12 protein-coding genes, 1 tRNA gene and 1 pseudogene are annotated in these 13522 nt (G+C 67.0%); 10 read left to right on the top strand and 4 right to left on the bottom strand.

What is annotated here, in order from left to right:
- Positions 1-3: 3 nt before the first annotated feature.
- The gene (locus W930_RS0110895; protein ID WP_023872872.1) at positions 4-624 is read right to left on the bottom strand and encodes an NAD(P)-dependent oxidoreductase; all 621 of its coding nucleotides are present in this window, start codon (positions 622-624) and stop codon (positions 4-6) included.
- Positions 625-673: 49 nt separating this feature from the next.
- Positions 674-1390: a DsbA family protein gene (locus W930_RS0110890; protein WP_023872871.1), complete on the bottom strand. Its 717-nt coding sequence runs from the start codon at positions 1388-1390 to the stop codon at positions 674-676.
- A gap of 142 nt (positions 1391-1532) precedes the next feature.
- Here W930_RS0110890 and W930_RS27000 point away from each other — a divergent pair, with 142 nt between their 5' ends.
- Complete coding sequence (locus tag W930_RS27000) at positions 1533-2507, top strand: LysR family transcriptional regulator (RefSeq protein ID WP_023597951.1); 975 nt, start codon at positions 1533-1535, stop codon at positions 2505-2507.
- Positions 2508-2727: 220 nt separating this feature from the next.
- Positions 2728-4431, top strand: coding sequence for an acid phosphatase (locus tag W930_RS0110880; RefSeq protein ID WP_023597952.1), 1704 nt, complete (start codon positions 2728-2730; stop codon positions 4429-4431).
- A 99-nt stretch (positions 4432-4530) separates the two neighbouring features.
- Here W930_RS0110880 and W930_RS0110875 read toward each other — a convergent pair whose 3' ends face one another.
- Positions 4531-4986 (bottom strand): MarR family winged helix-turn-helix transcriptional regulator, encoded by a 456-nt coding sequence (locus tag W930_RS0110875; protein ID WP_023872869.1) that lies wholly within the window; start codon positions 4984-4986, stop codon positions 4531-4533.
- Between the two features lie 192 nt (positions 4987-5178).
- Here W930_RS0110875 and W930_RS0110870 point away from each other — a divergent pair, with 192 nt between their 5' ends.
- The 6 genes and pseudogenes from W930_RS0110870 to W930_RS0110845 all read left to right on the top strand — a co-directional run bounded on the left by W930_RS0110870 (position 5179) and on the right by W930_RS0110845 (position 10355).
- The gene (locus W930_RS0110870; RefSeq protein WP_023872868.1) at positions 5179-6900 is read left to right on the top strand and encodes an FAD-dependent monooxygenase; all 1722 of its coding nucleotides are present in this window, start codon (positions 5179-5181) and stop codon (positions 6898-6900) included.
- A 29-nt stretch (positions 6901-6929) separates the two neighbouring features.
- Positions 6930-7124: a hypothetical protein gene (locus W930_RS29140; RefSeq protein ID WP_023597954.1), complete on the top strand. Its 195-nt coding sequence runs from the start codon at positions 6930-6932 to the stop codon at positions 7122-7124.
- A 121-nt stretch (positions 7125-7245) separates the two neighbouring features.
- On the top strand, positions 7246-8661 hold the full coding sequence (locus tag W930_RS0110860; RefSeq protein ID WP_024788426.1) for an MFS transporter: 1416 nt from the start codon (positions 7246-7248) through the stop codon (positions 8659-8661).
- Positions 8662-8767: 106 nt separating this feature from the next.
- Positions 8768-9553: pseudogene (locus W930_RS0110855) on the top strand (NYN domain-containing protein); the annotation flags it as partial.
- Between the two features lie 85 nt (positions 9554-9638).
- Positions 9639-9715 (top strand) — tRNA-Val (locus W930_RS0110850).
- Between the two features lie 343 nt (positions 9716-10058).
- Complete coding sequence (locus tag W930_RS0110845) at positions 10059-10355, top strand: hypothetical protein (RefSeq protein WP_023597957.1); 297 nt, start codon at positions 10059-10061, stop codon at positions 10353-10355.
- Between the two features lie 130 nt (positions 10356-10485).
- On the opposite strand, the gene W930_RS0110840 is transcribed toward W930_RS0110845, so the two are convergent.
- Positions 10486-11379: a LysR family transcriptional regulator gene (locus tag W930_RS0110840; protein ID WP_023872864.1), complete on the bottom strand. Its 894-nt coding sequence runs from the start codon at positions 11377-11379 to the stop codon at positions 10486-10488.
- Between the two features lie 144 nt (positions 11380-11523).
- Here W930_RS0110840 and W930_RS0110835 point away from each other — a divergent pair, with 144 nt between their 5' ends.
- Together W930_RS0110835 and W930_RS0110830 are read left to right on the top strand one after the other, a co-directional pair.
- Positions 11524-12204 (top strand): glutathione S-transferase family protein, encoded by a 681-nt coding sequence (locus W930_RS0110835; protein WP_023597959.1) that lies wholly within the window; start codon positions 11524-11526, stop codon positions 12202-12204.
- Between the two features lie 16 nt (positions 12205-12220).
- On the top strand, positions 12221-13216 hold the full coding sequence (locus W930_RS0110830) for a pyridoxamine 5'-phosphate oxidase family protein (protein WP_023872863.1): 996 nt from the start codon (positions 12221-12223) through the stop codon (positions 13214-13216).
- Positions 13217-13522 lie beyond the last annotated feature (306 nt).

Here is a 13522-nt window from a genome sequence, read left to right as displayed (position 1 = left end):
CGGTCAGTAGCCGACCGTGAAACGCGCGCGCGGATGGGCGTTCTTCTCGAGTTCATCGACCAGCGCGATGGCGTAGTCCTCCATCGAGATCCAGCTCTTGCCGTTGCCGTCGACGAGCAGGGTGTCGTCGCCAAGACGGAACTTGCCGGTGCGCTCACCCGGCTCGAACAATGCCGACGGCGACAGGAACGTCCAGTTCAGCGCCGAATCCTTCGGCTCGGCGCGCAGCACCTGGAGGAAGTCCCGTCCGGCGGCGGCTTCCGGCTTGTAGGCCTGCGGGAAGTCCGGCGTATCGATGAGTGCCTTGCCCGGCGCGATTTCGAGGCTTCCTGCGCCGCCTACCACCAGCAGACGCGGCACGTGGGCGCGCTTGACGGCATCGACGAGTTTCGCGGCATCCATCGAGACGAAGCGGCCCGCGCTGATCACGGCATCGTGACCGGCGAGCAACGGCGCGAGCGACGCCGGATCGGACGCATCGCCCTTGACCACGCTCAGACCCGACTGCGCTTCGACGCGCTCGGGATTTCGGGCGATGCCGGTGACCGTGTGGCCACGTTGGCGCAGTTCCTCGGCAACGCGCGTGCCCACGCGACCGGTAATACCAATCAATGCGACTTTCATCAGACGACTCCTGCAGTTGAGGGGGAATTCGGAGAGAGGCGACGCACGTTCAGATCGTGCAGCCGTCGGGCCCGCACTGCGGCAACGCGGCGGCGTCGCCCGCGGCGGCGGACGTGGCCTGCGCGGCCATCAGACGCTCGCGCAACGCGTCGCGCCATGCGTCGGGCTGGCCGAGATAGCGCCCCGGTTCGAGACGCTCCAGGCGGCCGTCGATTTCCAGCGCAAAGGTCGGAAAACCGCTGCCGCCCACGCGCGCGAGCCACGCACGGCTTTCGCGAAAATGCGCCATGAGCGCGTTTGCATCGACGGCGTCGAGCGCCTTCGCGAACGCAGCGCGGTCCAGCCCGAGATCGGCGGCGATGTCGACGAGCACGTCGCGCTCGGCGATGCGCTTGCCGTCGACGTAGTGCGCGCGCTGCATGGCGGCGAACATGTCCAGTCCGCGCCCGGCCAGCGCCTCGGCAGCCAGCGCGGCGGCCGTCGGCGGTGCGGAGTCGAAGACCGCGGTGCCGTCGCGCAGCAATCCGTCGAAGTAGGCGTCGCCGAACGGCTGACCGGTCAGCTCCGCGATACGGTGGTCGTGCGGCATGACGTAGCTGCGCAGTTGCGGCGTGACCGGCTGCGCGTTCGGGCCGGCCATCATGCCACCGCCATGCAGCGCCACGTCAAGGCCGGCCACGTCACGCGCCGCGCGCACGAGGGGCGCCGCCGCGTAGCACCAGCCGCAAAGCGGATCGGCGATGTAATGCAAGGTCGCGTAGGTCATCTCGATTGTCCTGTGTCGTGTCGCGCCGTCATGGCCGTCGTAGCCGTCGTAGGGCGCTTGTGATGCATGCCATCGTAGTCGCGCCAGTCGCGCAAAAAAAGCCCATAATGACGATCTCTTTGTTGCATCGATCGAGCAAATCATGGACCGTCTTACGGCGATGCGCGTCTTCACGGAGGTGGCCGAACGCGGCTCTCTCACCGCGGCGGCACAGCGGCTGGACATGTCGAGAGCGATGGTTTCGCGCTATCTGGCGGAGTTGGAGGCATGGCTGGGTACCCGGCTGCTGCACCGAACGACCCGCGCAGTGAGCCTGACCGACGCCGGCAACGACGCGCTGCCGCGCTGCCGGGAAATGCTCGGGATCGCGGACGATCTCGCCTGCGCCTCGCAGGCCGACAGCACGCCGCGCGGTCTGCTGCGTGTGGCTTGCAGCACCTCGCTCGCGCAGGCGTTCCTGGCGGCCGCTGTCACTCGGTTCATCGTGCGACACCCCGGCGTGGCGATCGATCTCGTGGTGGCCGATCGGACCATCGACCTGGTGGACGAACGCATCGACCTGGCCATTCGGGTCACGAGCGAGCCGTCGCCCGGTCTCATCGCAAGACGGCTGGCGACCTGCCATTCCGTGGTCTGCGCCGCGCCCGCCTACCTTCAGCGTCACGGCACGCCCGAACGAGCGGAAGACCTCGCGCTTCACAACTGCCTGACCTACACGTATTTCGGCAAGAGCCTCTGGCAGTTCACGCACAACGGTGCGCCGCTGGGCGTGCCCGTGGGAGGCAATCTGTCGGCCAACGAGGTCAGCGCGGTCTTCGCCGCCACGCTCGCCGGCGCGGGCATTTCCCTCCAGCCCGTTTATTCGGCGCTGCCGTATCTGCGCGACGGCACCCTGCGCGCCCTGCTGCCCGACTACGTGCCGCGCGAGATGACGATCTACGGCGTATACATCTCGCGCAAGCAAATGCCCAGCGCCCTGCGCGCGCTGCTCGACGATCTGGTCGAACAGTTCCGCACCGGTCTGTTCGAGGACACCGGCTATCCCGGGCGCCTTCCCTCGCGTTCCAAACCGCTGGCACCGCTGGCACCGCCCGCCCCTGCAGCACCTCCGGCCTGACACCCGGCGTCGCACCCCGGTCGCGGCCGGCACGCGTGCGGTGACATCCCGGCGATGTCACCCATTTGTCACAGTCCCCGCGTAAAAACGTCGTCTGCCTCACCCGCCCGGGCCGGCCGACGGCACAAGGTCTCTCGTACGTCCGTCCTTGCCGACCGGTCGCGCCCGCGCGCACGCGCCGCATTGCGCGACACGCCAAACCAGGACACCCAAGGACACCATGACGCAAGACACCACGCCCCACGATTCCGCCGCCGGTCCGAACGACGACAACCCGTCGGACCCGTCGCGCCGCCGCCTGCTCCAGGGTCTGGCCGCCATCGGCGCGGCCGGTGCGGCGGGCGCCACCACCGCGCTGGCCGGCTGCGCCACCGACGCCGGTGCAGGCGCCCCGACGGCCGTCGCACCGGGCGGCACGTTTGACGCGCAGCTCAAGGCAAACATCAAGACGGTGGTCGTGATCTACCTGGAGAATCGCAGCTTCAACAATCTCTTCGGTGACTTCCCCGGCGTGGAGAAGCCGCTGTCGAAAGTGCCCGCGTCGGCGTACACGCAGCTCGATCGCGACGGCAAGACGCCGATGTCACTGCTGCCGCCGGTCTTCGACGGTCTGGTGCCGCGCCCGCAAATGCTCGGCGGCAAGAAGTATCACATCGGCGAGAAGGACATTCCCCGCCAGCCGAACGCGCCGTACATGCTCAAGGACGCCGAGGGCAAGCTGCTGCCGGAGTCGGTCATCACGCGCGATCTGTGGCACCTGTTCTGGCAGAACCAGATGCAGATCAACGGCGGCGCGAACAATCAGTTCGCTGCATGGGCCGACTCGGGCGGCCTGGTCATGGGTTACTACGGCGAGACGGCAAAGACGCTTGACCTGTACAAGATCGCGCAGCAGTACACGATGTGCGACAACTTCTTCATGGCCGCCTTCGGCGGGTCGTTCCTCAATCACCAGTTCCTGGTCTCGGCACGTCCGCCCGTCTATCCGAATGCCGCGAGCAGTCCGGCCAGGGACAAGATCGCCGTGCTCGCCGACGGCCCCCAGGGCGTGCGTCTGGCCGTGTCCGCGGAGTCGCCCGCCTCGGCCGCCGACGGCAAGCCGAAGTTCGTGCGCGACGGTGCGATCACGCCCGACGGGTTTGCCGTGAACACGATGATGCCCGCGTATCAGCCGTCTCCGGTCAAGCCCGCCGCCTCGGGCGACAAGCGCTTTGCCGATCCGTCGAATCCTGCCACGCTGCCGCCGCAGAACTTCGCCACCATCGGCGATCTGCTCTCGTCGAAGGGGGTGTCATGGGCCTGGTACGCCGGCGCCTGGCAGTCGGCGCTCGATCACAAGGGGGGAGCGGACAGGCCGAACTTCCAGTATCACCACCAGCCGTTCAACTACTTCGCACAGTTCGCGCCGGGCACGGCCGCCCGTACGGAACACCTGCGTGACGGCGGCGAAGGCGACAGCCCGATCTCGAACAGATTCCTTGCCGATGTGGTCGCGGGCAAGCTGCCGGCCGTGACGTTCTACAAGCCGCAGGGCAACCTGAACCAGCATGCCGGCTACTCGGATGTGGCGTCGGGCGATCAGCACGTGGGCAATGTGCTCGCGCACCTGATGAAGTCGCCGCAATGGCAGAACATGATGGTCGTGATCACGTACGACGAGAACGGCGGCTGGTGGGACCACGTTGCGCCGCCGAAGGGCGACCGCTGGGGCCCGGGCTCGCGCATCCCCGCCATCGTGGTCTCGCCGTTCGCCAGGCGCGGCAACGTCGATCACACGTTCTACGACACCACGTCGATCCTGCGCTTCGTCACGCGCCTGCACGATCTGCCCACGCTCGAAGGCATCGCGCATCGCAATGCGGCGTTCGCCGCTCGCGGCGCCATGCCGCCGGGCGACCTGACGAAGACGTTGTCGTTCGCCTGATCGTCGGGCGAAGCGCATGCGCAGCGCGCGCCGGCACACGTCGCCGGCAATGAAGAAGGGCGCCCGAGGGCGCCCTTTGTGCATCGTCGCTGTGGCGGCTTACGCCTGATCGTCGAGTTCGTCGGAGCGCACAAGCAATTTGTCGAGCAGCGTTTCGTAGGCGAGCATCTCCTCGTCCGTGAGCGCTTCGAACAAGCGCTCGTAGTGCGTGCGCGCCGCATCGATCACCACGCGCCAGACGCGCTCGCCGTCCGGCGTGAGCGTGACCTTGACCGCGCGACCGTCGTGCTCGTCAGGCGAGCGCCGGACCAGTCCGCGCGAAACCAATCCGTCCGCACCGCGACTGGCCTGGCTCTTGTCCAGATTCGCGCGGCGCGCCAGCTCGGAATTCGACAACGCGCCCGCCGTGCCCACTGCCGCGAGCACCCGCGACTCGGCCAGGCTGAGCTGCGCGGCCTCCGCGTACGACTGTGCAATGCGCTTGTCGTGCTGCTTCATCAGACGGTGCATCTTGTACGTCAGGAACTGGTCGAGCGTTTTGTGGACTGGCCGCATTTCAGTGTTTTCCCCTAGTCGAAAGGGGTCGATATTTGGTTGCGAACGCAACCTTAGCACACTAGAATGGTTGTGTTAGCAACTAAATGCTCGATGACGATCCGCGTCATTTGCGCAAGGTGCGGCTGCTGTCTCCCCGCTGACACGAGACGCCACGCCCCGCGCGCCGAGCGGCTTTTCAGGTGCCGGACCATGCATCGACCAGAGACCACCCCGCGCGCGTCGCTTTATCACACGTATCGCGTCTATCCCCACTATGCTCCGGCGTCCCTCGCGACGGGCAACGCCGCAGCGGCCGACACCGACGGGAACGGTACTGTCCCCGTCACGATCGTCGGCGGCGGCCCGATCGGCATGGTCACGGCACTCGCGCTTGCACGTCACGGCGTGCGCTGCGTCGTGTTGCAGGCCGAGCAGCAAGTCTCGGAAGGCAGCCGCGCCATCGTCTTCACGCGCCGCTCGCAGGAGATTCTGCAGGCGGTGGGCGTGGCCGACGCCGTGGTGGCCAAGGGACTGCCGTGGACCAGCGGCAATTCGTACTATCGCGGCCAGCGCGTGTTCCGCATGGAATCGCCAGTCGACGAGGACGACCGTTTCGCGCCGCTCATCAACCTCCAACAGAACGTGCTCGAGAGCTACCTGGTCGACGCCATCGAGCGCGAACCGCTCGTCGAGATGCGCTGGGGCAACAAGCTCGTCGGACTCACGCAGGACGCGAACGGCGTCGCGCTGCGGATCGACACGCCCGAGGGCGAATATACGCAGCGCACCGGCTGGCTGGTGGCTGCCGACGGTGCGCGCTCGACCGTGCGCACGGCACTGGGCCTGCGCTTCGAAGGGGCGAGCTACGAAGGCCGTTTCGTCATTGCCGACATTCGCATCGACCTCGATCTGCCGACCGAGCGCCTGGCCTACTTCGCGCCGGACTGGAACCCGGGCAATACGGTGCTCATGCATCGCGAGCCCGACGGCATCTGGCGCGTGGACTACCAGTTGCCGGCGTCCGAGACGTCGGAGCACGCGCTCGAGCCCGAGACCATCCGCGAGCGCATCAACGCACAACTCGACATGATGGGACTGGGCGGCACGCCCTGGGAGCTCGACTGGTGCTCGGTGTATTCGGCTCGCGCGCTCACGCTGCCCGACTACGTGCATGGCCGCGTGCTGTTTGCGGGCGATGCGGCGCACCTGCTGCCGATCTTCGGCGTACGCGGCGCCAACACCGGGTTTCAGGACGCCATCGATCTGTCGTGGAAGCTCGCCGCCGTGGCGCGAGGCGCCGCCCCGGCCGAACTCCTGGCGTCGTACACGCACGATCGCGTGGGCGCCGCGCGCGAGATCATCTCGGAAGCGGGCAAGAGCACGCGCTTCATGACGCCGCCGTCGCATGGCTTTCGTCTGCTGCGCGACGCCGTGCTCGATCTCTCGCTGGCGCACGAATTCGTCCGCCCCCTGTTTCACTGGCGCACGTCGCGCGCGCATGACTACCGCGACTCGCCGCTCAACAGTCCCGACGACGACAACGCCACGATGCCTGGCGGCCCAGGCGTGGGTGCCCCGGCGCCGAATCTGCGGCTCGGCGAAAACGACTACCTGTATGACCACCTTGGCGCCGCCTTCCATCTGCTGACGTTCGGCGACGCGCCGCTCGACGACGTGCTGCGCCATGAAGTCGCCACCTGGCGCGAACGCGGCGTACCGATCACGGTCATCGCACTTTCCGGCTCGCTCCACGCCGTGGCCGGCGCCGACCTCACGTTGCGCGATGCGAACGGGCACGCCGCCGCCAAATATGGCGCGGCCGACGGCACGGCGTACCTCGTGCGTCCCGATCACCACATTTGTGCCCGCTGGCTGCGCCTGGACGCCGCGCGCCTCGCCACCGCCCTCGCTCAGGCGACGGCACGCGCGTGAGCCGCCACGATACTCAAGGAAGCTTGATCATGACCACCCCACACACCGACATCGCGGGTCTCGAAGCGATCTACGACGCGCTTGCCCTGGCCATCGACGACGCGCCCGACGACGGGCGCGAGCGCTTGCTCGCCAAGGTCGCCCTGCTGCTGGCCAACGAGATCCAGGACGCGCCTCGCGTGCTGCATCTCATCGAGCAGGCCGCGCGCAGCACACAGCACTGAGCGACTCGCCCCCGCCCATACCCGCATCGTTCCCTTCGGCGCCCGCCCTCGACGGCGGGCCCGTTTTCATAACACCGCCATCTCACAACCAAGGCGGGGAGCGTTGGAGAAGACACCCATCATGAGTCGTATCACCCCTGCCGCCCAGTCCGGCGGCGGCATCGCCGTATCTGCCCCTTCGGCATCGCTGCCCGGCGCCCAGGATGGCGCCACAACCGCCTCGCATGCCGTGCACGACATGGATCTCGAGCGCCAGGTGGTTCGCAAGATCTCGCGTCGCCTGCTCGGCTTCCTCTTCGTGCTTTTCCTGTTCTCGTTTCTCGATCGCATCAACGTCGGCTTCGCCGCCCTCACGATGAGTCAGGACCTCGGGCTCACCAGCACGATGTTCGGCATGGCATCGACCGTGTTCTATCTGACGTACGTACTTTGCGGCGTGCCGAGCAACCTGATGCTCGTGAAGTTCGGCGCGCGCCGCTGGATCGGGGCGATCCTGATTGCGTGGGGACTGGCGTCGAGCGCGACCATGTTCGCGCATGACGCCACGAGTCTCTATCTCATTCGCGCCATCGTCGGCATCACCGAGGCGGGCTTTCTACCGGGCATGTTGCTGTACATGGGCGACTGGTTCCCTTCGGCCGCCCGTGCGCGTGCGAACGCGTGGTTCATGATCGCCATGCCGGTGACGTCGGCGCTCGGCGCGGCGGCGTCGGGCTACCTGTTGCGCCTCGACGGCGTGGGCGGCCTTGCCGGCTGGCAGTGGCTGTTCGTGCTCGAAGGACTGCCGACGGTGTTGCTCGGCGTGGTGACCTGGTGGTATCTCGACGACAAACCCGCCGACGCACGCTGGCTGAGCCACACGGAGAAGCGCGCGCTCGACGCGATGCTGGCGCGCGATCGCGCCGCCGTCGTGGCCACGCGGGGGCACGACGCACGCGGGCAGAACACCGGCATGTGGCGCGCCATCCTCACGCCGAGCGTGGCGAAATTCGCGCTCGGGTATTTCTGTCTGGTCAACACGCTCTCGCTCGCCTCGCTGTGGATTCCGCAGATCGTGAAGAGCTTCGGCACGACCAGCAGCAACGTGACCATCGGCCTGCTCGCGGCGATTCCCTCCGTATGCACCATCGCCGGCATGATCTGGTGGGGCCGCCGCTCGGACCGCCTCCAGGAACGGCGCTGGCACCTCGTGCTGCCGATGCTGTTCTCCGCCGCCGGCTGGGTGGTGACGTGTTTCGCGCCGGAACCGTCGGTGCGACTCGCGGGTGTGGCGATGGCCTCGACAGGCGCCTACACGGCCATGGCGATCTTCTGGACCGTGCCCGATCGCAACCTCGCGCCGCACACGCGTGCGCTTGGGCTCGCCGTCATCAACGCCGTCGGCAATCTCGGTTCGGCGCTCAGCCCGATCGTCGTGGGCGCGCTCAAGGACTGGACGCATTCGTTCACCTCCGGCCTGCTGTTCGCCGCGGCCAGTCTGCTCGTGGGCATTGCCGTGCTGTGGTTCGCGCCGCTGGGGGACGCGCGCGGGCGCTGACCGCGCGGGACACCGCGCCGGTGACATGACGGCCATCGTTCCGGGTGATAATGAGACCTCTCGCGCGACACCGCGCGAGAGGTTTTCGCATTCAAGGAACCCCGCCATGCCAGTGACAACGCCCGTGGCCGCCCAGGGCCCCACGCTCGTCGTGCTCATCGACGCCGACAACGCGGCCCCCGCCATCGTCGAAGGACTACTCACCGAAGTTGCCAAGTACGGCGTGGCGAGCGTGAAGCGCATCTATGGCGACTGGACCAAACCGAATCTCGACGGCTGGAAGAAGTGCCTGCTCGAGTTCTCGATCCAGCCGATTCAGCAGTTCCGCTATACCGTCGGCAAGAACGCCACCGACAGCGCCATGATCATCGACGCGATGGACCTGCTCTATACGGGGCGCTTCGACGGCTTCTGCCTCGTCTCCAGCGATAGCGACTTCACGCGGCTCGCCTCGCGAATTCGCGAACAGGGACTGATCGTCTACGGCTTCGGCGAGCGCAAGACGCCCCAGCCGTTCGTCACCGCCTGCGACAAGTTCATCTACACGGAGCTGCTGCGCCAGGATGACGAACCGGACGGCGATGAAGCTCCCGCGCCGCGCAAGCGCCGCAGCGCGTCGGAGCTCAAGCGCGACACGCGGCTCGTGCGGCTGCTGCGCAACGCCGTGATCGCGGTGTCCGACGAGGACGGATGGGCAAGCCTCGGCGCCATCGGCAGTCACATCGCCAAACAGGCCCCGGAATTCGACTCGCGCAACTACGGCTTCGGCAAGCTTAGCGATCTGGTCGCGACCATCGGTCTGTTCGATGTCGAGCAGCGGGCGGGCACCGGCGGCAACAAGGGCCTTTGGGTGAGAATCAAGCCGAAGCGCGGCACGGCAAAGCGCGGCGAATGAGCGTGCCCGGGAGATTTTTCGAGAAATATCGCGCGAAACGCTTGCCAGCCTCGGAAATTCACCCTATACTCGCGGTCTTTCTAGGCTCGTAGCTCAGCTGGTTAGAGCACCACCTTGACATGGTGGGGGTCGTTGGTTCGAGTCCAATCGAGCCTACCAACGAACAAAAGCACAAGGCGTCCCGCGTTTTCGCGTGACGCCTTTTGTTTTTTCCGAGCCCCGCTTTTCCATCGTGTCGACCGCGCCGATCGAGCCGATCGATGGCGAGTTGCGCGGGCAGACACGCCGTGCGGCGCGTCCAGCCGCGTTACAAAACGACACATCCCAGACAAACTCGTAGCACCTCCCACGCGATCGCGTCGATACACTGGCATCAACGGTTCGACGATGTGTGTGCAGGATTTCGCCACGGCAACGCCTCCCCTTCGCGAACCGATCCGACTTACCGGCTTCATTGCCCACGCACGCTGCCTCGACAGCGCGCTCTTTGGTGGAGGACACCATGAAACGCATTCTCATCATTGCTGCCCTCGGCGCCGCAGCCGCCGTCGCCTCGACGGCCGCCTCGGCCCGCGTGGATGTCGGCCTCTATCTCGGCGTGCCGGCACCGGTCGTTGCCACGCCGGTCTATGTCGAACCGCCGCAACCGGTCTACGTGCAGCCTCGCGTGTATGAAGCGCCCAGCCCGGTCGTGTACTACGGTCGCGATCGCTGGGACGACTGGCGCGAGCGCCGCTGGGAAGAGCGTCACGATCGCGGCTGGCATCGTGGCTGGCGCCGCGACTACGACCGCGACTGATTTCACGAGGAACGAAGCGGCCCGCCGGTTGGCGTCGGCGGGCTTTTTAAGCGGGAAGCGGCCCTGTCGCTTTCCGCGTTCTTTTCTCTGATGCACCCTTCCTTGCCAGCCCGGACGAGCGGCGCGCCGCTCACATCATCGGCACGTCTCGCAACTCCCGCTTCATCCAGTCGACGAACGCCCGCGTGCGCGACGGTAACAACCGCGCGTGCGGGTACACGATGTTGACCGGCCGAGCCGGCCCTTCGAATGCCTGGAGCACTCGCACCAGTCGCCCGTCGGCCAGTGGCGCCGCGACCTGATACGACAGGAAGCATCCGTAGCCCACGCCGCTCAGGCAAGCCTCCACCGCAGTGAGGCCGTGATTGACTTCCAGATTGCCGTCGACGGCCACCGCATACTCCCGTCCGTTCTCCCAGAATCGCCACTGCCCGTAGCCGCCGCCGTGCGAGCGGATACAGTTCTTGCTCACAAGATCGCGCGGATGCGTGACCTCGCCCTGCTCCGCAATGCACGCCGGACTCGCCACGACGACACGACGAATCGCACCGATCCCCTGGGCAACGAGGGTCGAGTCGTCCAGCGGAGAAATGCGAATGCCAACGTCGATACCCGCTTCCCACAGGTTGACTACGCGATCGTTGAGCAGCAGACGGCATTTGACGGCCGGATGCGCGCGCAGGAAGCGCTGCAGCGCGGGCGCCACGTGCAGTTGTCCGAATAGCACGGGCGCGGTCACCACGAGCGTGCCGCTGGGCGCCTCGTGCCGTGCCGCAAGGCGTGCCTCGGCCTCGTGCAACTCGCTCAGGATCTGACGGCACGTCTCCAGGTAGCTGCGCCCTTCTTCGGTGAGCGCCAGGCGCCGTGTGGTGCGGTTGAGCAGGCGAACGTCCAGCGACGCCTCGAGCGCCGCCAATGTGCGAACCACCGCAGGAAGCGAAGCGTCGAGCGCGCGCGCCGCGGCGCTCAGGCTGCCCTGATCGACGATGGCGACGAACGTCTGCATGGCACGAAGTTTATCCATGCCGCGCATCATTACTCCGAATATCGGAGTAGTCAAATCAACTTCGCGGCATTTATCCGAAATTCGGTCAGATAGAGAATCGCTACATCGGTCGTCGGTTCGCGTTGCGAGACGGCGCCGGCCCCTGACTATCGGAGATCCGCCATGCCCCATTCCGTTGAAGCGACGACATCCCGCACCGTACGGCCCGCCCGGCCGATTCGTCTGTACCGGCACGCGCTCTCCGGTCACTGTCACCGAGTGGAGTTGATGCTGAGTTTGCTCGAGCTGCCCTTCGAGACCGTGGAGATCGATTTCGCTTCCGCGGAGCACAAGCAGCCGGCGTTTCTCGCCATCAGTCCATTCGGCCAGGTGCCCGCGATCGACGACGACGGCTTACTGTTCGCCGACTCGAACGCGATCCTCGTCTACCTTGCGAGTCGCTACGACACGCAGGGCGTCTGGTTGCCGCGTGACCCCGTGGCCGCTGCCCGCGTGCAGCGCTGGCTGTCGGTCGCGGCAGGCGATATCGCGTTCGGTCCTGCCGCGGCCAGGGTCGCAGAGGTCTTCAAGCGCGATGTCGATACGCGCGCAATGATCGAACGCGCGGCGTTGCTGCTCTCGCGCATGGAAGCGCATCTCGCCGCCCCGCAGGGGACCTCGTTTCTCGCCGGCGACACCGCGACGATCGCGGACGTTGCGTGTTACGCCTACATCGCGCACGCCCCGGAAGGCAACGTGAACCTCGCCCCCTATCCGGCCGTACGCGCCTGGCTTGCCCGCGTGGCCGCCCTTCCGCGCTTCGTGCCGATGGCCGCCTCGGCATGCGGCCTGAACGCCGCCTGAGTCCCGGGAGGACGACATGAACGCGCCCGAGCTTTCCCCGATGCCGGCGACACCGGCAGCGTCGCCAGTGCAACCGTTCCACGCTGGCGAGCTGGCCGTGCAGACTCTGGCCGGCTCGCGCGACGCCATGGCCGAGGTCGGTGTGCGCGTGATTCGCGCAGCGATGCCGGAGCAGCATCGTCAGTTCTTCCCGCAACTGCCCTTTCTGGCGATGGGCGCGCTCGACGCTCACGGACAGCCGTGGGCAACGCTTCTGAGCGGCGCGCCCGGCTTCGTCATGTCGCCGGACCCCACGGTGCTGCGCGTGAACGCGCTCCCGCCCACGACCGACCCGCTGCACCGCGCGGTGACGCCGGCCGCGTCGGTCGGACTGCTCGGGATCGAACCGTCGACGCGACGGCGCAATCGCGTCAACGGGCGCGTCTTCGACGTGGACGACGGCGGCTTTGCGATCCGCGTCGCACAGAGCTTCGGCAACTGTCCTCAGTACATTCGCAAGCGCGAGATCACGTCGCAACGGCATGAGGCGCCGCCGTTGGCGGAATTGCCGCGGCCGTCGCTCGACGACGACGCCCGGTGGCAGATCGCGAGCGCCGACACCTTCTTCATCGCCACGCATTACGCGGGTGATGGCGCGACCGAACGCAGCGCCGGCACCGACGTCTCGCATCGGGGCGGCAAGCCGGGCTTCGTGCGGGTTGACGGCGCCAACACGCTCACGTGGCCGGATTTCCGCGGCAACGCTTACTACAACACGCTCGGCAACCTGTATGCCAACCCGCGCGCCGGACTGCTGTTCGTCGACTTCGCCTCGGGCGATTTCCTTCACGTGGCGGGCGACGCGGAAATTCTTTGGCAAGACGAAATGCAGAGCGGCTTCGAAGGGGCGCAGCGGCTTGTGCGTCTTCACGTGCGTGAAGTTCGTCGGGTGCAACGCGCACTGCCGGCGGCGTGGCGCGACGGCGAGACCTCGCCCACGCTCGAGCGCACCGGCGCCTGGCCGACCGCCTGATCGGGCCTGACGCCCTGGCGATGGCCCCGAGGCAAGTCGCGGCGCGATCTGCGCGACGGGAAACTCGACTTCCGTGACCAACGCCGGCATGTCCCACGACCTCGCCGTCACCGACCATTCATGGCTTGCCGCTCCGGTCGGCGCCGTGTACAGTGTGTCCACGCCTGTCGAGTGACAGGCGCCAACCCTCTTCATCGATCCATGACTGCTCGATCGCCCGTCCGACTCGCTGTATCGCCGCCGCTGCGCGGGGTAGGCGCACGTCTGCACGGACAGGGCGTGGCGGTGGCAGGTGTCGCACCTCCC

This window comes from Pandoraea sp. E26, assembly GCF_000681415.1.
Taxonomy (GTDB): domain Bacteria; phylum Pseudomonadota; class Gammaproteobacteria; order Burkholderiales; family Burkholderiaceae; genus Pandoraea; species Pandoraea pnomenusa.
Note: the sequence above shows the minus strand (reverse complement) of the source record. Positions and strands in the feature narration are given on the sequence as shown.